This is a genomic window from Gymnodinialimonas sp. 202GB13-11, assembly GCF_040932485.1.
GTDB lineage: Bacteria > Pseudomonadota > Alphaproteobacteria > Rhodobacterales > Rhodobacteraceae > Gymnodinialimonas > Gymnodinialimonas hymeniacidonis.
Genome location: NZ_JBFRBH010000001.1, coordinates 2,609,804 through 2,632,924 on the forward strand (window position 1 = coordinate 2,609,804; position 23,121 = coordinate 2,632,924).

The 23,121-nt window shown below is 61.3% G+C and carries 25 protein-coding genes; 12 read left to right on the forward strand and 13 right to left on the reverse strand.

Features of this window, described 5'->3' with window-relative positions; translation table 11 throughout:
• Positions 1 to 49: 49 nt before the first annotated feature.
• Both V8J81_RS13160 and V8J81_RS13165 read right to left on the reverse strand, forming a co-directional pair.
• On the reverse strand, positions 50 to 775 hold the full coding sequence (locus V8J81_RS13160; protein WP_368476208.1) for a hypothetical protein: 726 nt from the start codon (positions 773 to 775) through the stop codon (positions 50 to 52).
• Complete coding sequence (locus tag V8J81_RS13165) at positions 772 to 1,326, reverse strand: RNA polymerase sigma factor (RefSeq protein WP_368476209.1); 555 nt, start codon at positions 1,324 to 1,326, stop codon at positions 772 to 774. The genes V8J81_RS13160 and V8J81_RS13165 overlap by 4 nt, the downstream gene beginning before the upstream one ends.
• 38 nt (positions 1,327 to 1,364) lie before the next feature.
• Here V8J81_RS13165 and V8J81_RS13170 point away from each other — a divergent pair, with 38 nt between their 5' ends.
• Together V8J81_RS13170 and V8J81_RS13175 are read left to right on the forward strand one after the other, a co-directional pair.
• A complete protein-coding gene (locus V8J81_RS13170; protein ID WP_368476210.1) occupies positions 1,365 to 1,805 on the forward strand; it encodes a DUF4399 domain-containing protein in 441 nt (146 codons plus the stop codon).
• Between the two features lie 186 nt (positions 1,806 to 1,991).
• Complete coding sequence (locus V8J81_RS13175; protein WP_368476211.1) at positions 1,992 to 3,227, forward strand: tetratricopeptide repeat protein; 1,236 nt, start codon at positions 1,992 to 1,994, stop codon at positions 3,225 to 3,227.
• Positions 3,228 to 3,284: 57 nt separating this feature from the next.
• Here the strand turns inward: V8J81_RS13175 and rpsD are convergent, their stop codons facing one another.
• The 5 genes from rpsD to V8J81_RS13200 all read right to left on the reverse strand — a co-directional run bounded on the left by rpsD (position 3,285) and on the right by V8J81_RS13200 (position 8,753).
• Complete coding sequence (gene rpsD, locus V8J81_RS13180) at positions 3,285 to 3,905, reverse strand: 30S ribosomal protein S4 (RefSeq protein ID WP_368476212.1); 621 nt, start codon at positions 3,903 to 3,905, stop codon at positions 3,285 to 3,287.
• 158 nt (positions 3,906 to 4,063) lie between these two features.
• Positions 4,064 to 5,146, reverse strand: coding sequence for a Hint domain-containing protein (locus V8J81_RS13185; RefSeq protein WP_368476213.1), 1,083 nt, complete (start codon positions 5,144 to 5,146; stop codon positions 4,064 to 4,066).
• 137 nt (positions 5,147 to 5,283) lie between these two features.
• Complete coding sequence (locus V8J81_RS13190) at positions 5,284 to 6,210, reverse strand: lipid A-modifier LpxR family protein (RefSeq protein ID WP_368476214.1); 927 nt, start codon at positions 6,208 to 6,210, stop codon at positions 5,284 to 5,286.
• 137 nt (positions 6,211 to 6,347) lie between these two features.
• Complete coding sequence (locus V8J81_RS13195; RefSeq protein ID WP_368476215.1) at positions 6,348 to 6,479, reverse strand: hypothetical protein; 132 nt, start codon at positions 6,477 to 6,479, stop codon at positions 6,348 to 6,350.
• Positions 6,480 to 6,482: 3 nt separating this feature from the next.
• The gene (locus V8J81_RS13200) at positions 6,483 to 8,753 is read right to left on the reverse strand and encodes an adenosylcobalamin-dependent ribonucleoside-diphosphate reductase (protein ID WP_368476216.1); all 2,271 of its coding nucleotides are present in this window, start codon (positions 8,751 to 8,753) and stop codon (positions 6,483 to 6,485) included.
• Positions 8,754 to 8,853: 100 nt separating this feature from the next.
• Here V8J81_RS13200 and V8J81_RS13205 point away from each other — a divergent pair, with 100 nt between their 5' ends.
• Entirely contained in the window at positions 8,854 to 9,573 is a 720-nt protein-coding gene (locus V8J81_RS13205; protein ID WP_368476217.1) for a phytanoyl-CoA dioxygenase family protein, read from the forward strand.
• A 59-nt stretch (positions 9,574 to 9,632) separates the two neighbouring features.
• Complete coding sequence (locus tag V8J81_RS13210) at positions 9,633 to 10,064, forward strand: DUF1489 family protein (protein WP_368476218.1); 432 nt, start codon at positions 9,633 to 9,635, stop codon at positions 10,062 to 10,064.
• Between the two features lie 53 nt (positions 10,065 to 10,117).
• Here the strand turns inward: V8J81_RS13210 and V8J81_RS13215 are convergent, their stop codons facing one another.
• From V8J81_RS13215 to hisS, 4 genes are all read right to left on the reverse strand, one after another.
• A complete protein-coding gene (locus V8J81_RS13215; RefSeq protein ID WP_368476219.1) occupies positions 10,118 to 11,113 on the reverse strand; it encodes a porin in 996 nt (331 codons plus the stop codon).
• A gap of 248 nt (positions 11,114 to 11,361) precedes the next feature.
• The gene (hisG, locus tag V8J81_RS13220) at positions 11,362 to 12,054 is read right to left on the reverse strand and encodes an ATP phosphoribosyltransferase (protein ID WP_368476220.1); all 693 of its coding nucleotides are present in this window, start codon (positions 12,052 to 12,054) and stop codon (positions 11,362 to 11,364) included.
• A complete protein-coding gene (locus V8J81_RS13225) occupies positions 12,051 to 13,148 on the reverse strand; it encodes an ATP phosphoribosyltransferase regulatory subunit (RefSeq protein WP_368476221.1) in 1,098 nt (365 codons plus the stop codon). The genes hisG and V8J81_RS13225 overlap by 4 nt, the downstream gene beginning before the upstream one ends.
• Positions 13,145 to 14,623, reverse strand: coding sequence for a histidine--tRNA ligase (gene hisS, locus V8J81_RS13230; protein ID WP_368476222.1), 1,479 nt, complete (start codon positions 14,621 to 14,623; stop codon positions 13,145 to 13,147). Before hisS ends, V8J81_RS13225 begins: the two co-directional genes overlap by 4 nt.
• Positions 14,624 to 14,697: 74 nt before the next feature.
• On the opposite strand from hisS, the gene V8J81_RS13235 reads away from it, so the two are divergent.
• Both V8J81_RS13235 and V8J81_RS13240 read left to right on the forward strand, forming a co-directional pair.
• A complete protein-coding gene (locus V8J81_RS13235) occupies positions 14,698 to 14,895 on the forward strand; it encodes a SlyX family protein (RefSeq protein ID WP_368476223.1) in 198 nt (65 codons plus the stop codon).
• 184 nt (positions 14,896 to 15,079) lie between these two features.
• The gene (locus V8J81_RS13240; RefSeq protein WP_368476224.1) at positions 15,080 to 15,499 is read left to right on the forward strand and encodes a hypothetical protein; all 420 of its coding nucleotides are present in this window, start codon (positions 15,080 to 15,082) and stop codon (positions 15,497 to 15,499) included.
• A 39-nt stretch (positions 15,500 to 15,538) separates the two neighbouring features.
• Here the strand turns inward: V8J81_RS13240 and V8J81_RS13245 are convergent, their stop codons facing one another.
• Both V8J81_RS13245 and dnaE read right to left on the reverse strand, forming a co-directional pair.
• On the reverse strand, positions 15,539 to 16,120 hold the full coding sequence (locus tag V8J81_RS13245; protein ID WP_368476225.1) for a hypothetical protein: 582 nt from the start codon (positions 16,118 to 16,120) through the stop codon (positions 15,539 to 15,541).
• A gap of 38 nt (positions 16,121 to 16,158) precedes the next feature.
• The gene (gene dnaE, locus V8J81_RS13250) at positions 16,159 to 19,689 is read right to left on the reverse strand and encodes a DNA polymerase III subunit alpha (RefSeq protein WP_368476226.1); all 3,531 of its coding nucleotides are present in this window, start codon (positions 19,687 to 19,689) and stop codon (positions 16,159 to 16,161) included.
• A 140-nt stretch (positions 19,690 to 19,829) separates the two neighbouring features.
• On the opposite strand from dnaE, the gene V8J81_RS13255 reads away from it, so the two are divergent.
• From V8J81_RS13255 to V8J81_RS13280, 6 genes are all read left to right on the forward strand, one after another.
• Positions 19,830 to 20,384, forward strand: coding sequence for a J domain-containing protein (locus tag V8J81_RS13255; protein ID WP_368476227.1), 555 nt, complete (start codon positions 19,830 to 19,832; stop codon positions 20,382 to 20,384).
• 240 nt (positions 20,385 to 20,624) lie between these two features.
• Positions 20,625 to 20,780 carry a hypothetical protein gene (locus V8J81_RS13260; protein WP_368476228.1) on the forward strand — a complete coding sequence of 52 codons (156 nt, stop codon included), beginning with the start codon at positions 20,625 to 20,627 and terminating at the stop codon, positions 20,778 to 20,780.
• 59 nt (positions 20,781 to 20,839) lie between these two features.
• Positions 20,840 to 21,178, forward strand: a complete 339-nt coding sequence (locus V8J81_RS13265; protein WP_368476229.1) for an ArsR/SmtB family transcription factor — start codon at positions 20,840 to 20,842, stop codon at positions 21,176 to 21,178.
• A complete protein-coding gene (locus V8J81_RS13270; RefSeq protein WP_368476230.1) occupies positions 21,175 to 21,636 on the forward strand; it encodes an SRPBCC domain-containing protein in 462 nt (153 codons plus the stop codon). Before V8J81_RS13265 ends, V8J81_RS13270 begins: the two co-directional genes overlap by 4 nt.
• On the forward strand, positions 21,636 to 22,109 hold the full coding sequence (locus tag V8J81_RS13275) for an SRPBCC domain-containing protein (RefSeq protein ID WP_368476231.1): 474 nt from the start codon (positions 21,636 to 21,638) through the stop codon (positions 22,107 to 22,109). The genes V8J81_RS13270 and V8J81_RS13275 overlap by 1 nt, the downstream gene beginning before the upstream one ends.
• Positions 22,110 to 22,149: 40 nt before the next feature.
• Entirely contained in the window at positions 22,150 to 23,091 is a 942-nt protein-coding gene (locus V8J81_RS13280; RefSeq protein WP_368476232.1) for a glycoside hydrolase family 5 protein, read from the forward strand.
• The last annotated feature ends 30 nt before the right edge of the window (positions 23,092 to 23,121 follow it).

The window sequence follows — 23,121 nt, forward strand, 5'->3', positions numbered from 1 at the left end:
GCCGGCCTAGGCTGATCAGGGGTTATGCCGCGGCAGAGTTAAGGTTCGGTTACGACCGCGAGAAGATCCCAAGCCGTGTCGCAACCGCGCGGCTGAGCGCTTCTGTATCCGTATCGGCATCAGGGCCAATGACCAGCACCCGCACGTAGCGGTCGGTGATCGTTGTGGTCGCCAATCCATGACGCTGTGCTGTGGAGATTGAAACGCCCAGGATATCGTCGGTGTTCTCCATGATGCAGACCGCAACCGGGCGACCGTTGGCGTCAAGGTAGGCGAATTGGATCAGCGCTTGATCTTCCCACCCGAGGATCTGCGCGCGGCGGAAATCGAGGCCTTCGACATCAGCCAATGCCGACAGGTCCTGACCAAGTGCCTCAGACACATGCGCCACACCGCCATCGCCTTGCAGGGGGGCGGCAAGAGTCTCCGGCTGGTAAAGCAAATGATAAGCAGCGGCAAAGTCGCGCCAATCCTCACCGCCACCCAACCGTGACCCGATCAGAACCCCGCCCAACACGAGGGCCAGCGCCACCGATGCCGCCATCGCAAGCCCCGCAAGCGATCCGCGCGGTGCAGCTATTGCCGGCATCTTCGGGGCGCTTGCCAAAACACCAGCTGCCTCGACCCCAAGACCCGAGAAGTCGACGTCCAACGCCTTCAACCGCGCCTGCAAAGACGGATCATCAGCGATCTCGGCCCGCAGCGCTTGGGCCTCCGCTTCTGGCAAGGCCCCGTCCAGCAGCGCAATCAAACGTGCGTCACGATCTTCGGTCATTCCCGGTCTCCCAACCGTTCTTTCAGCTTCGCTCTAGCCGCGGCCAACCGGCTCATCACCGTGCCGACGGGCACGTCCAGCACTTCGGCGGCTTCCGCATAGGCGTATCCTTCGACGTAGACCAGCAAAACCACGCTACGCTGGACGTCAGACAGGTCCATCACCGCCGATAACACCTCACCTCCGAAAAAAGTCTGTTCGGGATCGTCGGGCGAAATCAGCCCGGCCTCTTCCGCATCCACGACGCCGGTCCCGCGCCGCACCTTGGCCGCGCGCAAGCGGTTGAGCCAGAGGTTGTGGAGGATGCGCATCAACCAGCGATCCACCCGCGTGCCAGGCGCAAATTGCGCAGCTTTCGCAAGACCCTGCGCGACCGCTTCCTGTGCAAGATCTTCGGCTTCCGCCCGATCGCGCGTAAGCGTCAGGCCATAGCGCCAAAGCCTGGGCCAGACGACTGGCAAGGCTGCGCGGATCTCACGTTCCGCCTGCGATGGAAAAAGCCGCCGAATAATATCCGTGTCTCGCGTGTTGTCTTCCCAAGGACGGGCCACGGGGCCGGTCCAACGATCACGACTTTAGGGAGGACATCATGTCGTTGAAACATCTTATCGCCGCCGCATTGATCACATTGCCGGGGGTCGCTCTGGCCCAGGATACGCCGGCCCCTGAGGGCGCTGCCGTCTATTTCGTGAACCTTGAAGATGGCGCGACGGTCTCTGGCCCGGTCACGGTGATCTTTGGCCTTGAAGGCATGGGCGTGGCCCCTGCGGGGACCGAGCGGGAGATGACCGGCCACCATCATATCTTCCTCAACCGCCCGCCGCTGGGCGAGGGAGAAGAAGGTGCGGAAGAGCTGCTGTACGGCATCCCCGCTGACGACAATCACATCCATTTCGGCGGTGGCCAGACACAGGTGACGCTGGATCTGGAGCCGGGCGAGCACACGCTGCAACTGGTTCTGGGGGACTTGAACCATGTGCCGCATGTTCCGCCCGTGGCATCTGAGCAGATCACCATCACTGTGGAATAACGCGCGCATTCGCCCCCGAAAGCGTAGCGTTGCGGGCGGCTTCCAGGGCCGCCCGCTTTCTTTCTCAACACACTCAAATGTGGAGCATTTCATGTTGGGAGTAAGGATTTCCCGGCATGGCAAAGGCTTGCCACAAACGCCGATGGTGTCGCAGGGTCGGCGCATTGAAAGCCAAACGAGTTGCCCATGCGTCCCCTTCTGTTCTCCGCTTCTGTCCTTTTGCTGACCACCAGCCTGACCTTTGCCCAGACCGATCCCGCCGAAATCTGCCTGTTCGAGGAAGACGATTGGGCCGCCACGCTGGCCGCCTGCAATGAAGCCCTTGCCGCAAGTGATGACCCGGTCGAACAGGGCCGCTTCGTCTTACATCGCGGGCTCGCGCATGAAGGACTGGGCGACATGCAAGCCGCTCTACTGGATCAGATCCTTGTCGGCGAATACCGCCCCGACTGGTTCCGTGGCTACGCAAATGCCTCGTCCCTGGCCTTTGAGTTGGGTGATCATGAGGCGGAAGCGCGTTGGGCGCAGGCCGCCGTTGACGCCGAACCGGACAATCCGCGCGCGTATCACAGCAACCTACTTTTGGCAGTCTACAGCGATGAGCCGACCAGCTGCGAACCGGTAGCGGATCAGATCATCAGCTTGCTGCGCCACCCCATAGATTGGGCCTTTGACGTGTCTGCTGATGCTTCGCTGATGGGCGATCTGGGCTATTGCCTGCACTACCTTGAACGCCATGAAGAGGCGATGACAGCTTATCTGGCCGCTGAATATCTGGGGCTGGAGGCGCAATGGTTCTTCAGCGATATGGCGCGGATTGCGTTCTACAGCCTCGAACAGGACCACCGCGCAATTGCAGCGGCGACGCGTGCCTTGTCGATGGGCGAGACAAATATTGATGATGTTGCAGTTCTTGTGGGCGCGAACCGCTATCTTGGCCAGTGGGATGCCGCCATTGCGGTTGAGCTGGACTATGCGGACTTCCTGAACGCCGAGGATCAGGACTTCGGTGTTCGCAACAATCTGGCTTGGGCGCTTTACCTCGACGGCAATATCGAAGCTGCCTCGGGTGTGGCGGAACGCTGGCATGCCTCGCTCGATCCAAGCGACACCTCGCCCGTGTCCGATGTAGCGGATACATTCGACACGCTTGCCCATATCCGTGCTGCGCGGGGTGAGCCCGAAGGCGCGCTTGAAGCCTTTGAGCAGGCCCTCGCCCGTGAGGCAGATGAGTACACCGACTTGCGTCGCGACACCTACCGCTCGGGGATGGAGGCGCTGGGGATTGAGGTGGCCGACGGTGAAGCGGGCCTTTTGGCCGGGTTGGCAGAATGCGTGGCAATGGGTGCCGAGTGCCGCCTCTTCTTTGAGGGTGACGAGGCCGCGCAAGAGGCTTTGGCAGCAGAACAAACCGAACAGTAAAGAAAAAGGCCGCTCCAATCGGAAGCGGCCTTTTGAAATCTCGGGTTGCGAAGAGGCTTAGTTCTTCGCGTAGAATTCCACGACGAGGTTCGGTTCCATCACAACCGGGTACGGCACATCGCCAAGGCCCGGTGTGCGCACGAACGTTGCGGTCATTTTGGAGTGGTCGACGTCCAGGTAATCCGGCACGTCACGCTCAGCCAGTTGGGCGGCTTCGAGCACGATGGCCAGTTGCTTGGAGCGGTCACGCACCTCGATCACGTCACCTTCCTGCACGCGGTAGGAGGGGATGTTGACCTTCTTGCCGTTCACCTTGACGTGGCCGTGGTTCACGAACTGACGTGCTGCGAAGACGGTCGGCACGAACTTGGCACGGTAGACGACGGCGTCCAGGCGACGTTCCAGCAGACCGATGAGAAGCTCACCGGTGTCACCGCGCAGACGCTCGGCTTCGGCATAGATGCGGCGGAACTGCTTTTCCGTCAGGTCGCCGTAGTAGCCCTTGAGCTTCTGCTTGGCGCGCAGCTGCAGACCAAAGTCGGAAAGCTTGCCCTTGCGGCGCTGACCGTGCTGGCCGGGGCCGTATTCGCGGCGGTTGACGGGGGATTTCGGACGGCCCCAGATGTTTTCGCCCATCCGGCGGTCGATTTTGTACTTGGCAGACGTGCGTTTGGTCACGGCTGATCTCCTTCGTTCAGGTTTCGAAGGGCGTTGTCCTCTCCCCGGATTTGGCCGGGGTGACAGGGATCCCCTTGCGAGGGCCACCAACACCAAATGAAAACCCCGCAACGAATGCTGCGGGATTGGGCGGCTTTTAGGCATGGATCAGGGGGGTGTCAATGCACCGTGCCAAGGATCGGTTTCGTGGGCGCGCCGTGGATCAGGATGGCCGCCTCGGCCCGGGTCAGCATACGCCGAACAGGGGCGCCATAGGCATGTGGGTTTGCGCCAAGCTCAGGGCGCATTTCCAGCAGGCTGTTGCGTTGCAGGTTCGACAGATGCTCCAACCCCATGAAGCCGGGGTGAAAGGTCTCAACCTCTAGCCCATTGGCCCAGATCACCTCATGCCGGTCGAGCATCAGGTGGATATAGAAGGTCTCGCGCAGGGAATGGTCCACCGTCACGCGGCTATCGCCCACTAGATCGGCGGCACGCACCAGCACCTCATGCTCGCCCCACAATTCAAGCGCTGCGCGACCGGTCACCAGAACGCGATGCTCTGGGCTAACGATCAGATCGCCGTCAGGCCTGTCGATGCCAAGGGCACCTGCCCGCATCCGGATCGGGCGCTGGTCGGGCATGGCAAAAAGGCGCGCACCCGACATGCGGCGATGGCCGGACCAAAGCACCTCTTGCGGACCGTTATCGCGCGTCAGCACGCGATCGCCGGTGCCAAGTTCCTCGATGGCGACATCGCCATCCTCGGTCCGGATACGGGTGCCGGGCGTGAAGCAGATCACGGCCGGCTCATCGGTTGGCGCGGGCTTCAGCGTTTCCTCGTTACGGTGAACGATGGTCAATTCACGCCCCGAAGGCGGGGGCTCGCTTGCAAACATCAAAAGCGGCGGGGTGCCGTCTTCCAGCAGGATCGGAACGATGGTGTAGAACTTGGCACCGTCGGACACCACGAACGCACCGCGATACAGGGGGTCGGCATCGGTGGCGGCAAATTCGGCGGGGCTCGGCGCCGGGTGCTGCAATAGCTTGCGCACAACACGGGCCGCACGGCTGCGAAGCTCATCCTGGTCCCGGCTGGCGGTCAGAAGAAGTGCCGCAGGATCTCCATCCAGCGGTTGGAGCCTCCCATGCCAGCTCCAGTTCATTCCTTCGGCCAGTTCTTGTTGTGGTTCTGCCGGAAACCCTTCGATGCAGGTCTGCGCCCATGCAATCACGAACGCGCCCTGAAAGCCCGTAGCCATGTTTTGTGCCCCGCCTCGGAGTTTTTGACGTGTTTGGCCGGTGGTTGATCCCCGACCTTTGGCAGGACGCTAGCAGAGGTGATTCGCTTGGGGCAAGTGTCCGATTCGCGATTTTCGAATCGGGTGAGTCGTTTTTGTCAGAACCGCAGCATCAACGAGAGCGTTCCAACCAGCTGACCTTCGGGCTGTGTCACGAATTCTTCCGAAAGATACGTGATGCCGTAGGACAGGTCCGCCGGGCCGAACCCGTAATGCACTGCACCGCGCGCGCGCAGGCGCATCTCCTCAAGGTCCGGGCCTTGTGCCGGCAAAAGCGCGCTTTCATGGACGTAGGCCACATCGGCACCCGCCGAAAAGCTCCACCCAGAAACACTGTCGCCCGGAAGGGCCACGACGCGCTGCCCGGTCACGACATCGCGAACCAGAAACGCCCCACTGTCATAGTTGCCCAAGCGGATGTCCGCCCCGGCCCGCACCAGAGTTTCGACGCCTGCCTGTGCCTCAACAAAGGGGCGCAGGTCGCTTGTGCCGAGGTCAAAGCTGCGGCCAACTTCGGCGGTGGCGTTAAAGTACACGCCATCCTCGATCATGAAACTGCTGAGATCGACGGGTGTGCCGCCAAACGCCTGGTGAATGGAATCGTGCAATCCCATCAGGCCCGTCTGATCGCCGAGAATTGCGATATCGGCACCAAGGCTGAATTCAAAAGCGGCCCGCTCAAAATGTGTGGACGCACCGAAATAGAGCGCGGGCGCATAGAGGCGGTCATCCGCGGCAGGTACGGCGAGGTTGTCAGGCGCGATAATCTCGGCCCGCACGCGCGTTTCGATCAAGGCGAAGGGGCGATCCGGCAAGCTGCCATCCCAATCCTGCCCCCAAAGCGCGCTCAGTTGGTAGGAGCCCGTACGCCAGCGATCAAACCGGTCACCCACCGGCATGCCATACCAGTCATTGGAAAAGATCTGCGTAACACCTTGATAGGTGTAGGCGCTGTCCTGCGCGGCCGCGGGATGGGCAACGAGGGCGGCACAAACCGCCAGAGCCCGAAGGGGTGAAACTGCCATTTGCTCTGCCTGTAGCTGTGTTTTGCCGGTCTAATGCCGGTGATTTGTGGCGAAATTAGCACCAAAGCTTGCAGTTGGCGGGAAAAGTTGCCGGATCAAGGACAGCACCCTTAGGGCTGCGACCTATCTGCGACACCTTAGTCGAACAAATCGCGGATGGCGGCGTCGGCCCGATCAAGCGGCTTTGGCACCCGCGCCCAGTGGCCGCGCCGCCAGACAAGCTTGCCCGTTTGCGTGGTGATCAGGTGATCTTCCACGCGACGGAACATGGCTTAGCCGCACTTGGAGTGGCCGCAGGAGGCGCAGGTGAGGCAGCCTTCGACCATCCGCAGATCGTATTGCCCGCACGATGGGCAAGCCGGGCCGGGGCGGTTGCCGATATTGACGACTTCAGCCTGAGGGTCGGACTTGAGGCCCATCCCCTCCCCCGCGAGGAACCCGGTGGCGATCATATGCTTCTCGATCACACCGCCGATGGCCGCAAGGATCGAGGGCACGTATTTGCCCTGCATCCACGCGCCCCCGCGCGGGTCGAAGACGGCCTTGAGTTCTTCCACGACAAAGCTGACATCTCCACCGCGCCGGAACACGGCCGAGATCATGCGGGTCAGAGCGACCGTCCAAGCGAAATGCTCCATGTTCTTAGAGTTGATGAACACTTCGAACGGGCGACGATGGCCGTTCAGAACGATATCGTTGATCGTAATGTAAAGCGCGTGCTCGCTGTCGGGCCATTTGACCTTGTACGTATTGCCTTCGAGTTCAGACGGGCGGTCGAGCGGCTCGGACAGGAAGACAACTTCGCCCGTCGCGGCTTCAGCAGCTTCTTGGGCTTGTGGCTTTTCTTCGGCCTCCGAGACGGACAGGACAGAACCGGTCACATCGTTCGGGCGGTAGGTTGTGCAACCCTTGCAGCCGGTTGCGTAAGCCTCGGCATAGACGTCCTTGAACGCCTCGAAACTGATATCGGCGGGGACGTTGATGGTCTTGGAGATCGACGAGTCGACCCAAGGCTGTGCGGCGGCTTGCATGCGCACGTGATCCAGCGGCGCGAGGGTTTGGGCGGTGACGAAATACTCGGGCAGCGGCGTGTCGCCTTGCAGGTCGCGCCAGGCGGCGACGGCGAAATCGACAACCTCTTCTTCCGTGCGCGTGCCATCGGGTTGAAGCACCTTGCGGGTGTAGGAATTGGCAAAGATCGGCTCGATCCCGGAGGAGACATTGCCTGCGAAGAGGGAGATCGTGCCGGTGGGCGCGATGGAGGTCAGCAGCGCGTTGCGCAGGCCATGTTCAGCGATCAGCGCCTGCACATCGGCATCCAGCCGCCGGATCATTGGCGCTTTGGCATAGGCGTCTGCATCGAAAAGCGGGAACGCCCCCTTCTCTTTTGCAAGCATCGCCGAGGCGCGGTAGGAGGCGTTGGCGATGCGCACCATCCATTGTTCGGTCAACGTGACGGCCTCATCCGAGCCGTAGCGCACACCGCACATGGCCAGCGCATCGGCAAGGCCTGTGACGCCGAGGCCGATGCGGCGCTTGGCCTGCGCCTCTTGCCGCTGTTCTTCCAGCGGGAAGCGGGAGGCATCGACGACGTTGTCCATCATGCGGATGGCGGTCGCGACCAGATCATCCAGAGCGGCATCGGGGATCGCCCCGCCATCGAACGGGTTCTCGACCAGACGCGCGAGGTTGATAGACCCAAGCAGGCACGCGCCGTAGGGCGGCAAAGGTTGCTCGCCGCAGGGGTTCGTTGCGGCGATCGTTTCCGCGTAGTTCAAGTTATTCTCAGCATTGATGCGGTCGATGAAGATCACGCCGGGCTCGGCATAATCGTAGGTCGCGCGCATCATCTTGTCCCACAGATCGCGGGCCTGAACGGTCCGATATACTTGGCCGTCGAACACCAGATCCCACGGCGCGTCGTTCTTCACCGCCTCCATGAACGGATCCGTCGCCAGCACGGACACGTTGAACATCCGCAGCCGCGCAGGGTCCTGTTTCGCCTCGATAAACGCCTCGATATCCGGGTGATCGCAACGCAGGGTCGCCATCATCGCGCCCCGTCGCGAACCTGCCGACATGATCGTGCGGCACATCGCATCCCACACATCCATGAACGACAGCGGGCCCGACGCATCCGCTGCCACGCCACTGACCGCAGCACCCTTGGGCCGGATGGTCGAGAAATCGTAGCCGATCCCACCGCCCTGCTGCATCGTGAGCGCGGCTTCCTTCAGCATGTCGAAGATGCCGCCCATGCTGTCTGGAACCGTGCCCATGACGAAGCAGTTAAAGAGGGTCACGCTGCGGCCCGTCCCGGCACCGGCGACGATGCGACCCGCCGGCAGGTATTTGAAATCCTCCAAAGCGCCGTAGAACTGCTCACCGAAGGCGGTTTTGTCGTCTTCAACCTCAGCCAGGGCATCCGCGATCCGGCGCCATGTCGCTTCGACATCGCCATCAATGGGCGTGCCGTCCGCCTCTTTCAGGCGATACTTCATGTCCCAAATCTGCTCGGCAATCGGGGCGGCAAAGCGGGTCACGGGCACTACTCCTTGGTGGGTGAGGGTCGGATTCTACCAGATAGGTTGTATGACACAAATGTCGCGGATTGGCCAGAATTGGGTGAGGAATCGCGGTGCAATGGTGACGCAACTGGGAGGCGAAGCGATGGTTGAGGCAGCTGAGTTCCGAGCGAACGGGTATGGCATTTGGCCTGAGCTCGTGCCTGTGAATGCCTTGAATGCCCTGCGCGCGGCTGCCGATGCTTTGATTGCTGAGCCTGCGGCCGCCGATGGTGGCAACCACGACATCAACCGGGGCGCGGACCGGCAATTCCTGCACAAGCGCCATGCTGATTTCCCAGCGGTGGAACGGTTCCTCTTCAGCCCCTTCATGCGCGATGTCGCGCGGGTCGCCCTTGGCGAACCGCATCTGTTCAATGAGCAATTCGTCGTAAAGGGCCCCCGCACCGGGGCCAGTTTCGCGTGGCATCAGGACGGCGCTTACGTGCCGTTTGAACACCGGCCTTACCTGTCGGTCTGGATCGCGCTGGATGATACGACGCTGGAAAACGGTGCGCTATCGATCCTGCCGAGGGATTTGGACCGCCAGGGGCATATCGACCCACATCACTGGGACGAAATTGGGAAAGAAAAAGTCGGCTATGATGGCCCCGACACCGGCACCATCCTGCCCTGCCCAGCTGGCACAATGATCCTGTTCTCATCGCTGACGCTGCATCGCTCCGGCGCGAATACCACAGACCGTCCGCGCCGCGCCTATCTCGCGCAGTATTCCGACGGCCCAATCATCGATCCATCCACAGGAAATCCGCGTAATTTCGCCAAACCTTTGGCCTGAGCCTTGCCCTGACCGGATAGCCTGCTAGCCTTGCCACCCACATCATCGGGGGATGAGGCTTGGCTGACACCATACATCTTGTGAAACTTTGCGTTGGTGCGGAGAAGGTCGAGGATCTGCTGGATTGGCAGGAAAACCCCCGTGCGAAGGGGCCTGACGGCCTGCCACGCCATGTCACCCGCATGTGGCCCAAGCGGGCTGATCAGGTACTCGATGGCGGATCACTCTACTGGGTGTTCAAGGGCTTGGTGCTGTGTCGCCAACCCATCCTGCGGCTTGACCCGGTGGATCGTGGTGACGGGATCAACCGTTGCGGCATCGTGTTGGACCCAGAGGTTGTCCGGGTCGCCGCAACGCCAAAGCGCCCGTTTCAGGGCTGGCGATATTTGCAGCCGGGCGATGCGCCGCGTGATCTGCCGAAGGGCCGTGCAGCGCAAGAGCCGCTGCCGCCGCAGCTTGAGAATGCGCTGGCTGAAATCGGCGTGCTCTGAACTGCAAAAGGCCGGGCGTGAACGCCCGGCCTTCGCATTCATTCGGCGGTCAATCAGAACGAATTGACCAGAGCGGCCACTGCCGAGCGATACTCGCCCCGCGCCGTGCGGGTGTTCGAGTTCAACGGCGTGGTCGAGCCGTTGCCAATCGGGATCGTCACACCAAGGGCGAAGCGGTCCACGGTCAGGTCATTGCCACCGATGATCGGCGCAAGCGTGCCCAGATCAACATTGGTACGCGAGTATTCAGCGCTCAGGACCAGCGGCATGGAGCCCGATGCGGACAGGTCATAGGATGCGCCAATTGTAGCACCGAAGGCAGTGATGTCGTCGATGGGACCCAGATCGCTGAGATCGAAAGTCGAGCCGCCGACCGAACCATAGATGTCAAAACCGTTGCCAAGATCGTATTCTGCACCGATGGCATAGGCCGTGATCGGAAGGCTGGTTGCCCCGCTTTCAATATTGGTCCGCATCACGGAGCCGAACACGTCGAGGCCGTCCATCACTTCATACGATCCCGACACACCGAAATCGGTCACGTCGGTGTTCAGTGCAACTGGGATCAAGGCGTTATCGCCAAGCTCGGACATGCCATAGAAAGCCTCAACATGGCCTTGGCCAAAGTCGTACCCACCGAAGATACCGTATTGCGAGGTGTCGATCCCGATTGTGACTGGGCCTAGCAGGGCGAGGTCCAAATCGCCCATGCGGTAGTAACCACCCACATAGGCCCCGCTTGAGAAGCGGTAGACCGGCTCGATCGACAGGCTGATGAGATCGACGTTGATCTCGTTCGGGGCGCCGGTGATATCAAGGTTTCCGGTGCTGAACCCGGCACCGATGCCGACCGAGAACGACTCGTCAAAGTGCAGATCGCCGTCGAAATCGAACGAATAGCCATTCAGCGTGATGTCGGTTCCGGGGATGCCACCGATGGAGTTGAAGTTTGCGCCGGCTGTCACGGAACCATCGAATTCCAAACCTTGGGCAGAAGCGAGGGCGGGCATAGCCACAACTGTAGTGGCCAACAAAATTGGGCGGATCATATCCATGTTCCTTGTACAAATTTTAGAAAGCGGCGCCGGGCGCTGGGTTGAAAAATGTCCCGACGGCGATCGTCTATGTCAGTTTGAAAGTGTCGCCGGGGGCAGAGTTTGAAAAATCCCGACGGCTGTCGTTAATGCAGGTTAAGAATAGCTTAATGCCCCCAAAGCGGGCAACTTGAGGGAAACCACACCCCCTGATCGGGTGGGTTAGTATTTGGGTGTTGCAAAAAAGGCACAAAATCGCCGGATCAGACGCCAGTTTTCAGCTGTTTCTCAAAAATATCTAGCGCTGAACGGGTCGAATCATTCCACTTCGCGGCCCGCGAGCGGAACAAAGTGGCCTCCGATCTGTGGATCAATCCATCCTCCAGAATCGCAAGGTGATTGGCCCGCAGCGTCTCACCGGTTGAGGTGATGTCGGCAATCGCCTCGGCTGTGCCGTGGGCCACTGTGCCTTCGGTTGCGCCTTGGCTGTCGACCAGCCGGTAGTCGGCCACGCCCGCATCGCGCAGGAAATCGCGGACAAGGCGATGGTATTTGGTGGCAATGCGCAGGCGCTGGCCATGGGCCGCGCGGAAATCAGCGGCGACGGCATCAAGGTCATCCAGCGTACGGACATCGACCCACCATGCGGGCACGGCGATAATCAGGTCCGCATGGCCAAAGCCCATCTCGGCCAGAACCTCAACGGCCTGATCCCAGGCGGGGATACGCTCCTGCACCAGATCGCTGCCGGTGACGCCAAGATGGATGCGCCCTGCAGCGAGTTCGCGCGGGATTTCACCGGCACTCATCAGACGCAGGTCGATGGGCAAGCCCGCAACCTCGGCCCCATAATCCCGGTCCGACCCGGTGCGGCGCATCTCGATCCCGCGCGCGGCGAACCATTGGAAGGTTTTCTCCATCAACCGGCCCTTGGAGGGGACACCAAGCGTGATCATGCCCCTGCCCTCCGCAACGCGTGGACCTGTTCGGGCCGGATCACCCCACCCACGGCCGGGATCTCCCGTCCGCCGCCAAGCTGGCGGGTCAGCGCATCGTAGCGCCCGCCGGTGGCCAAAGGCGGCAAACCGGGTGTCGGCGCGAGGAGGCCGAAGACGAACCCGTCGTAGTATTCCATCTGCGTGCGCCCGTAGGAGGCCTCGTACGGAATATCGGTCACATCGACGCCTGCCGATTTGAGCGCCTCGACACGCGCCTCGAAATGCTCAACTGCCGCCTGCAAACCCGGCAGATCGACTGCGAAGTTTTGCAGCGCATCCACGGCCTCGGACAACGGAGCCTTCAGTGCCAGCAGGCTGACGAGCACCTCGGCCTGCGTCTGGTCAATCGGGTCGGCGGCGGCTTCGGCCTGCAAACGTTCAAGCCGCGCGTTCATCTCATCGGTGGTGCGCAGCCCGATTGGCGGACCAGCCTGCGCGATCATCGCGGCCAGTCCCTGTTCTTCCGCAGCCTTCAAATATTCGGCGCGACCCTTGGCAGGTTTGCCAGTGCCGGTGAAACGGTCCAGCAAGGCGCGGAAGCGGCGCGGACGCCAGACATGGCGGCGCAGGGCGGTTTTGCGCGCTTTCGTCGTATCGAGCGCCTCTATCGCCGCCAGCAAAACGCCGATATCGCCCGTCACCGCACGGATCGGCAGGCCATCTAGCGCCTTGAGCATCAGGGCAAAAACCTCGGCATCGGCCTGTAGCGGGTTTTCACGGTCAAAGACCTCATAGCCCAATTGCAGATATTCCGTGGGCCGCCCGCTGCCCGCGTCCTGCATCCGGAAGACTTCGCCCAGATAGGTGTAACGCGCAGGCTCGGCCCCGCCGTCCATGTGCATCTGCACGACCGGCACCGTGAAGTCGGGGCGCAGCATCAGCTCGCCGCGGTCGGGGTCGTGGGTAGTGAAAGCGCGGCCCCGGATATCCTCACCATAGAGGTCCAGCAACGTGTCAGCACTGACCAGCATCGGCGCCTCCACGGGCATGGCGCCCGCGAAAATGGCCTGAAGCGCCTCCGCCTCGGCCCGGATAACGGATTTGAGGGTCACTGGTGACGGGCGATCATGGCTTGGACTTCGGCCACGAGATCAGCCAGTGGCACCTCGGTCTGCGCGGGCTGGGATTTCCATTCCTCCAGCGTCGCGTCCTGCGCCAGCTTCGCGCCGAGGATCAGGTCCTTGAGTTGCACGACACCACGGTCCGCTTCGTCCGAGCCCTGAATAACCGCGACCGGCGACCGGCGCTTGTCAGCATATTTGAGCTGGTTGCCGAAGTTCTTCGGATTGCCAAGGTAGACTTCGGCCCGGATGCCCGCGTTGCGCAAGGTGGAAGCCATGGCCTGATAATCGGCCATGCGGTCGCGATCCATGACGGTCACAATCACCGGGCCTGCATCTTCGCCCTTCAGCTTGCCTGTCAGGCGCAGAGCCGACAGCAAACGGTCAACGCCGATGGACACGCCCGTGGCTGGCACTTCCTGCCCGGTGAAGCGCTTGACCAGATCGTCATAGCGCCCGCCCCCGGCGACAGAACCGAATTGGACGGTCTGCCCCTTCTCGTTCTGCACGTCGAAGGTCAGCTCAGCCTCATAGACCGGGCCGGTGTAGTAGCCGAGGCCACGGACAACGGAGGGGTCGATGACGATGCGGTCCGGGCCATAGCCTTGTGCGTCGAGAAGACCGGCGATCTGTTCGAGTTCGGCCACGCCTTGCGTGCCGATATCCGAGCCTTCGGTCAGCGCTTTAAGGTTACCAATGGTCTGCGAGTTATCCCCAGCCGTGGCTTGCACAAACGCAATTATTTTGTCCGCCTGTCCAGTGGATAACCCCGCCCCCTTGGTGAAATCCCCACTTTCGTCCTTGCGGCCTTCGCCGAGCAGATCGCGCACGCCCTGCTCACCCAGACGGTCCATCTTGTCGATCGCGCGTAGGACAATGCCACGCTCGGCTTCCTTGTCATCGCCCGCCAGTCCGGCCACTTCCATGACGCCGTTCAGCACCTTCCGGTTGTTCACCCGCACCACGTAGTCGCCGCGCTCGATGCCCACGGCCTCAAGGCAATCGGACAGCATCGCGCAGATCTCGGCGTCGGCGGCGACAGAGCCGCTGCCGACCGTGTCCGCGTCGCATTGGTAAAACTGCCGGAACCGCCCCGGACCCGGCTTCTCGTTGCGCCAGACCGGACCCATCGTGTAGCGGCGATAGGGCGATGGCAGATCGTTGCGGAACTGCGCGGCCACACGCGCCAATGGGGCCGTCATGTCATAGCGAAGGGCCAGCCACATGCCATCTTCCTCGAACGCGAAAACACCCTCATTCGGGCGGTCGACGTCGGGCAGGAACTTGCCCAACGCTTCGACCGTCTCAACCCCGGAGGTCTCCAGCGGATCGAAGCCATAGCGATTATAGACCTCAGCGATCTTGGCAAGCATCTGCTGACGCTCGGACACTTCAGCGCCGAAATAGTCGCGGAAGCCCTTTGGCGTTTCGGCCTTGGGGCGGGGCTGCTTCTTCTGCTTTGCCATGGCGATTTGAGGCCTTAAATTCGGGTCGCGCATCCTCTAACGGGTGGGGGGCGTAGGGGCAAGGAGCGTGAGGAATGGATCAGCGATTGGAAGAGCAGGTGGCGCATCTGACCAAGACGGTCGATGAGATGTCCGAGGTGGTGGCGCGGCAGGATGCCGAGATTGCAGTCCTGACCCGCCGGGTTGAGATGTTGATGCAGCGCGAGGCCGAACGCGAGGTGGACGCCAGCGGGACAGTGCCGCTGGCTGACCAAAAGCCGCCGCATTGGTGATCTGAGGCCGCTTGGGGGCCAGCCCCCAAACCCCCGGCATATTTGCCGAACAAAGAGGGGCGGGCTTGATCTGAGCGGCCAGTGGCGGGGAAAAGCGCCGGATCGTCGGCAAAAACCGTTCATCCCATCAAGGTCTGGAATTGTTGAATTGACACCGCCGTTCGCACACGGCCTAAGGTCAGGCATGATCAATACACGTATTACCCCCGCCCTCACCCTTGCTTTCGTCTGCCTTGCCGCGCCCGCCATGGCCGAGCCTCAGTGCTCGGGCGGTGGTTATGTGGCTGATGCCGTGGTCGTCCCTGCGACCGAGATCGGCAATGTCACCGTCGCCACGCAATATGCGTGGGATGGGGGTGGCCGACTGGTCGATGTTTGCAACCTTCTGACCGATAGCGGTTTCTTTGCCACCTGGTCGCTCTTCTCCGGCGAAGTGGATGCGGCCTATCCCGGCATCTGCGTGTCGCTGACCAACGATGCGGGCGAGGAATGGTTCTCCTGCCAGACGCCTGAGGCCACAACGGCTGCGTTCAACGCAACGCCCGGCACCGAGGAAGCGATCCTGCGGTTCGAAGAATGGGCCGCGGAAGCGCCGCAGCTCTAACGACGCATACTGGGCGGCCAAACCACTGGGCCGCCCATACTAAAGGTTTTCGAAAGGGTTCACACCACCGCTAGGCGTTGGTGGACCTTCGCTAGGATTGAATGGATTGTTTTGAAGCGGTCCAGTTTGATTGCGATCCCAGCATAGAATTGCAGAAGCCAGAGCGGCATTGCTCCCTGAAAGCGATGTTCGGTAAAACGAACCATCAGGAAAATTGATGGTAAACTGGGTCCCAACCTGAAGGGCCGTAACCAAATCCACAACATCTTCGTTGTTTGGGAGAATCTGCATTAGTTGAGCACTGTTGAGCGTGTCATTTGTGTCACGCGGAAAGGTGCGAGCAAACATCAAAAAGCGGGATCCATCTATTTCAAAGATTAGCGAGCCTAGATCAGCTCCGTAAGGCAGGGTGAAATCGTCTCGAAAGAAAAGAAAATCGATATTGTCGCCATAGAACCGCGTAGAGAACCAAGCATTCGTGTAGTCAATTCCCGCATAACAGACACTTAATTGACCAGCAGACTCTGCCTCTAGGTATCGAGAAATCCATTGCTGCGAATTTGCAGGAAATGAAGCAAGTAAACTAAGACCCAACAACGGCAAAACCTTGGTTGTGCGCATTCTAATCCCTCTACCATCGTATGGCATGCAATTTGCACTTAAACCTCTTCCACGTCCATCACCCCTTCAAGGCTGCGCAGCGCGCCCTTGATCTGGGGGGAGACGGGGAAGTTGTCGCCCAAGATCACTTCAACCTCACCCGGCAGGTCGGGGGCCATCAGGCAGAGGTGGATCGGCCCTTTGGCGGCCTTCGCGGCATCGGCGGCGGTGCGTTCCAGAAGGCTCTCGACCGATGAAATCCCGGTGGCATCGTCGATGAAGACGCGCAGGCCACTCGCCTCGCCCGCGATGGCGTTGTCGACAGGGGTGATCGCGCGGGCGAGCAGCTTGAGTTGATCTGCCTCTAGGGTCGCTTCGGCCTGCACCTGCACATTGCTGCCGGTTTCAAGGAATTCGCGGCTGGCTTCCAACGCCTCGGAGAACACCGTGATCTCGTAAAGGCCGGTTGGGTCGCTCAGCGACACGAAGGCGAAACGATTGCCGCGCTGGCTTTTACGTTCCTGTTTGACGGAGACAGCCCCGGCCATCTTGGCCACGAACGGCCCCTGCTGCACGCGTTGTTCGACCTCCGCCAGCGTCATCACCCCGCGCCGTTTCAGGGCAGGCAGGTAATCGTCAAGCGGATGACCCGAGAAATAGAAGCCCACCGCCTGATGTTCCGCCGCCAGCCGTTCGTTCGGCAGCCAATCTGGCGGGTTCGGTAGGCGTGGCTCGGGAAGGTCGTCGCCCGCATCGCCGAACAACGACACCTGATCTGACGCCGCCTGATCGTGTACAGCACCGGAATAAGCGGTCAGGGCATCAAGGCTGTCGATCACGCGGCGGCGGTTTCGGTCGAGTTCATCGAATGCCCCGGCGCGAGCCAGCATTTCAAGCGATCGCTTGCCGACGCGCTTGAGATCGACACGGCGAGCCAGATCAAAGAGCGTCGCATAGGGCTTCTCCCCCTGCTCCGTCTGACGGCCTTCTACGATCATCTTCATCGCTTCGACGCCCACATTCTTGAGCGCGCCGAGGGCGTAGAGAATCTTGCCCTCTTTCACCGTGAACGTCGCCGCAGACCGGTTCACGCATGGAGGCAGGGTTTCAATCCCCAGCCGGTCAACCTCCTGCTTATACACGCCCAGCTTGTCGGTCAGGTGGATATCGCAGTTCATCACGGCGGCCATGAATTCGACCGGATGGTTCGCCTTCAGCCAGGCCGTTTGATAGCTGACGACCGCGTAGGCGGCGGCGTGGGATTTGTTGAAGCCGTAGTTGGCGAACTTGTCGAGAAGGTGCCAAACCTCCAGCGCCTTCTGTTCATCGACGCCGTTTTCCTTGGCACCGGCCAGAAACTTCGGACGCTCGGCATCCATAGCTTCCTGAATCTTCTTACCCATCGCGCGACGCAGCAGGTCGGCGCCACCAAGCGAATAACCCGCCATTTCCTGCGCGATCTGCATCACCTGTTCCTGGTAAACGATGATGCCCTGCGTCTCGTCGAGGATATGGTCGATGGATGGATGCAGCGTATCGCGGTCGGAGATCCCGTTTTTCACCTCGCAGAACTTCGGAATGTTCTCCATCGGGCCGGGGCGGTAGAGCGCCACAAGTGCAATGATGTCTTCGATGCAGTCGGGCTTCATGCGCCGGAGCGCGTCCATCATGCCCGAACTTTCCACCTGGAACACAGCGACGGTCTTGGCGGAGGCGTAGAGGTCGTAGGTCGCCTTATCGTCTAGCGGGATGGCGTTGGCTTGGTTCTCCGTCCCCGGTTCGGGAACGTAAAGCTGCGAACCGTCCGGGCCTTCGTGGAGCTGCCGCCCACTCCCGTGGATCAGATCGATGGCGTTCTGCACAACCGTCAGGGTCTTCAGACCAAGGAAGTCGAACTTAACCAGCCCCGCCGGTTCCACCCATTTCATGTTGAACTGCGTGGCCGGCATGTCCGATCGTGGATCGCGGTAAAGCGGCACCAGCTCATCCAGCGGGCGGTCCCCGATCACCACGCCCGCAGCGTGGGTGGAGGCATTGCGCAGAAGCCCCTCCACCTTCTCCGCATAATCCATCAAACGGCGCGTCGGGTTCACCTTGCCGTCGCGCTTGTCCTGCTCCGTCTCGCGCATTTCCTCAAGGAACCGCGGCTCATCCTTGATGGCCTGCGCAATGCCCACGGGCTTCACGCCCTCCACCGGGATCATCTTGGAAAGCCGGTCTACCTGCCCGAACGGCATCTGCAACACACGTCCCACATCGCGCACGGCGGCTTTGGATAGCAACGCACCGAAGGTGATGATCTGCCCCACCCGGTCGCGACCGTATTTCTCCTGCACGTAACGGATCACCTCTTCCCGGCGATCCATGCAGAAGTCGATATCGAAGTCGGGCATCGATACACGTTCGGGGTTCAGGAAGCGTTCAAAAAGCAGGGAGTAGCGCAGCGGATCGAGGTCGGTGATCGTCAGCGCGTAAGCCACAAGTGACCCCGCGCCCGAGCCACGACCCGGCCCCACTGGAATGTCATTGTCTTTGGACCACTGAATGAAGTCCGCCACGATCAGGAAGTAGCCGGGGAAGCCCATTCCTTCGATGATCCCCAGCTCGAAATCGAGCCGCTTCTGGTATTCCTCGACCGACACAGCGTGCGGGATCACGGCAAGGCGCGCTTGCAGACCTTCGTTGGCCATACGCCGCAATTCCGCGACCTCGTCATCGGCAAATTTGGGCAAGATCGGATCGTGGGTTTCCGCCCGGAACGCGCAACGCTGCGCGATCTCGACGGTGTTTTCCAGCGCCTCCGGCAGATCAGCAAACAGCGCGGCCATTTCCTCGGGCGTCTTGAAATAGTGCTGCGGGGTCAGACGGCGGCGCGGCTCAGACTGGTCGACATATGCACCTTGGGCGACACACAGCATCGCGTCGTGCGCCTCATACATCTCCGTCTTCGGGAAGTAGACGTCGTTTGTGGCCACAAGCGGCAGATCAAGCGCATAGGCCAGTTCCACATGGCCCCGCTCCGTCAGCCGCTCCGCCTCCGGCGCGCCGCCCTCTCCTGGATGGCGCTGCAATTCGACATACAGCCGGTCCGGGTAGATGGCCGCCAGCGTCTTGAGCAACGCCTCCGCCTTCGGCCGCTGCCCGCCCTGCAAATGCATCCCTACCGGTCCGTCTGGTCCACCGCTCAGGCAGATCACGCCTTCAGAATGCGCCTCCAATTCCGGCATGGTCACATGGGGCACCGAGCCGTCACCCCGCAGATACAGCGCGGAGTTCAGCTTCATGAGGTTCTCGTAGCCCTGCCGATCCTGGGCCAACAGCACCACCGGCGCTGGCGCACGCGGCTTTTCGCCCGGCGCCGCCACCTCGTATTCCAGATCAACCTGACAGCCCACAATGGGCTGAACGCCCGCCTTCTTCGCCATCTCGGAGAATTCGAGCGCGCAGAACATGTTGTTTGTGTCCGTCACAGCAACAGCGGGCATTCCCGCATCGGCCACCATTCCGGGCAGTTTCTTGACGCGCATGGCACCTTCAAGAAGCGAATATTCCGTGTGAACACGCAGGTGAATGAATCGTGGGGCAGCCATGCTGGTAGCCTATCTTGCGTGTCCAGCCGCAGAAACCCCAATCTGTGCTGTTTCCGCGATTGTTTCCAAACCAGTATATTGCCGCCGACCCCCAGACGCATTTATGCCTTATTTTAGTCACTGTCTGCAAAGTGCGTCCGATGAAAATTGAACTGGAACAAGCGTTTGCGACGCTTGGCGTGCCTGCCAGCGCGTCTGCGTCCGATGTCCGATCTGCGTATCGGTCATTGATCCGTCAAAACCACCCCGACCATGTCGCGGGTGACACGACGGCCGCGACACATCGCCTGGCCGAGATCAACGCCGCCAAGGATCTCATCGACCGTAGCCCTGCTCCCACCATCGCTCAGCCAAGTCGCACGCCCCCAAAGCAGGCGCAAGCGGATCAGAGCGCGCCTCTGACGGCTGAACAGCAGCGCGCGCGCCGCGAAGCTGAGGCACGGGCGTTTCGCAAAGCGATGGAAACGCGAGCTCATGCGGACCTGGAGGCGGAACGCCGCGCCCGCGCCGCCGCGGACCGCCGTAGCAGCGCCCGTGAAAAGGCCGAAGCGCAACGCCGCGTGGAAGAAGAGGCCCGCCGCGAGCGACAAGCAGCCTTTGCGGCAGCCCTGCGCGGAACAACAGAAACACCCAGCCCAGTGTCGATCCTTGGCCGGCTGCGTGCCCTCGGGTCGCGAACTTCAGCGGGCGCTTAATTGCGCCTGTAAACCACCCGCCGCACATCCCGCAAAAATCGCAATCTGGCGGTTGAAGCCGCCACCGCTCAACCATTGCGAAAGAGAATCGTGTCATTTCGGTCATACCGGGGAGGGCTTGCGCCTCTTTCCCCCGGACATGGTGTATACAACCGCCCGCGCCAGACTGTAGCTACCCTATACCGGACGCTGGGGACCGCGGTCGGACGAATGTAAAGAAATGTCGGGAAAACCGATCTGATGGACCGTTTTGTAATCAATTCCGTTGTTGCTCTTGGCACCGGACTGTCGCTCGTACTCCTTGTCGGCCTGGTGGAGCTTCAGCCCGTGGGCGCCAGCACCGAGGGCTATGAAACTGTCCTGACCACCGACGCTGGCAAAATCTCGAACACGTAAGACCACAAAAAGTTAGCTGAGAGGCTATCTTTTCAATTTTCGCCGTGTTAGTTAGCCACATGGCTAACAATCTGGATCACATCTTCTCTGCCCTTTCTGACCCTACGCGCCGCGCTATTGTCGCACGACTTGGTCAGGGTGAGGCACCGGTAAAAACCCTTGCCGCGCCCCATGACATGGCCTTGCCGAGTTTTCTCAAACATATCGACGCTCTGGAACGTGCGGGGCTTGTACATTCGCGCAAGGAAGGCCGGGTGCGGGTCTGCACCCTGCATCCAGAGGCTTTGGCCGCAGCCGAATCCTGGCTCGACCAGCAACGCAATCTTTGGGCCGGGCGGATGGATCGCCTCGGCCGCTTGGCCGAACAAATCGCCGAAGACGAAAGGACCGCCGAATGACAACCGATACCGACACCTTCCATTTCACGCGGGCCATGCCGCTGTCAGCGGACCGGATGTGGCACCTAATCACGGACACGACGATGCGCGAATCCTGGGGTGCGCCCGGGGATCATGTCCTTGAGACGATCACCGCCGACATGCGCGTCGGTGGCGTTGAGCGGCATCGGTGTGGCCCCGCCGACAACCCTGAATTCGAGGTCGAGACGCGCTGGCTTCACCTCGACGCCCCCGGAAACGCCGTCTTCACCGAACAGATCGAAGCCGGCGGCATGACCGTTGGCGCAAGCCTCGTGACGTTTCGGATAGCCGAGGCGGATGCAGGCTCAACGGTGACGGCCACCGTCGCCGTATCCTCCTTTGTTGGCCCTGAGATGATCGCGGAGTTCAAGGCAGGCTGGGAAGGCGGGCTGGTGAACCTTGAGAAACTGGCAAAATCCGAAGCGGAGAGCGCGTGATGACCGACACAACCCTCACACTCAGCTTCGAAACCGGGGCTACGCCGGCGCAGGTCTGGCGCTGCCTGACGGAGCCTGAGCTTCTGAAGCAATGGTTTGCCCCTGCCCCCGTAACGGTGACGGATGCAGAGATCGACCCGACACCCGGCGGCGGTTTTCGCACTGTCATGCAAGTGCCCGAGATGGGCGAAATGGACGGCGGCTGGGGCTGCGTGCTGTTGGCCGACCCGCAAAAGCGCATCGTCTGGACCTCCGCCCTTGGCCCCGGGTTCAAACCGAACCCCGCGCCGGGCGAGGGGGAATTTGCCTTCACCGCTGACATCCGCCTGACTGAAACGACCAACGGCTGCACCTATACAGCAACGGTCTTGCACGCCTCCGACGCAGACCGCGCCGCGCACGAAGCTATGGGCTTCCATGATGGATGGGGCAGCGCCGCGCAACAACTCGCAGAACTCGCCCGAACGCTTTGAAAGGCTTTCACAAAAGCTTAGGGCATGGCACCAATGGGCCATGCGACTTGTCCTTTGCCTGACGGCCCTTCTTGCCACGCCCGCCACCGCCTTTCCCGTTGAACGCTGCATCAACCTCGGCGCGGCGATGGAGGCTCCGGTCGAAGGCGATTGGGGCTATGTGATCGAGGAAGACCATGTCGCGCGCATCGCAGAGGCCGGGTTCGACACCATCCGCCTGCCTGTCCGGTTCTCGGCCCATTGGGATGGCGAACGGCTTTCTCCCGCAATCCTCGCCCGGACCGATCAGGTCATCGGTTGGGCGCAGGCCGAGGGGCTGAATGTCATCCTCGACCCGCACCATTTCCGCGAAATGCTATTCGACCCCGCCACACACTCCCTTGACCTCGTCAAAATCTGGCGCGCGCTGGCTACGCATTACGAAGGTGCGCCCGACAGCCTGATGTTCGAGCTCTTCAACGAACCAGAAGGCGCCTTCACAACCGAGCGCGCCGTGCCGCTGTTCCAGCAGATCACAGCCATGATCCGCGAAACCCATCCCGACCGCTGGATTATCACAGGTGGCGGCAACTGGAATGATCTGGACGAAATGCTGCGCCTGCCCGATCCGGGCCACCGCGAAGTGCGCACGTTCCACTACTATCACCCGTGGGAATTCACCCACCAGCAGGCCGCTTATCTCAGCAATCCGCCCCCGCCCAGCACCTGGGGCAGCGTCGAAGACCGCGCACAACTCGCCGCCGATATGGCCCGTGCGGTCGCCGCCGAAGGCCCGGTCTTGCTGGGCGAATTCGGTGTCTACGGTGCAACCGACCCTGATCAGCGCCTGAACTGGATTGCTGCCGTTCGCCGCGCTGCCGAAGATCAGGGCCTTCCCTGGTGCTACTGGGGTTTCAGCCAGGGCGAGGTCACGGGTTTTTCCGCCTTCACGCCCTCAACCAATTCGTGGGAACCCGGAATGCTGGACGCCCTGGTCCCCTAAGGCTTGAAATCCAACCGCATCCGCGTTTTC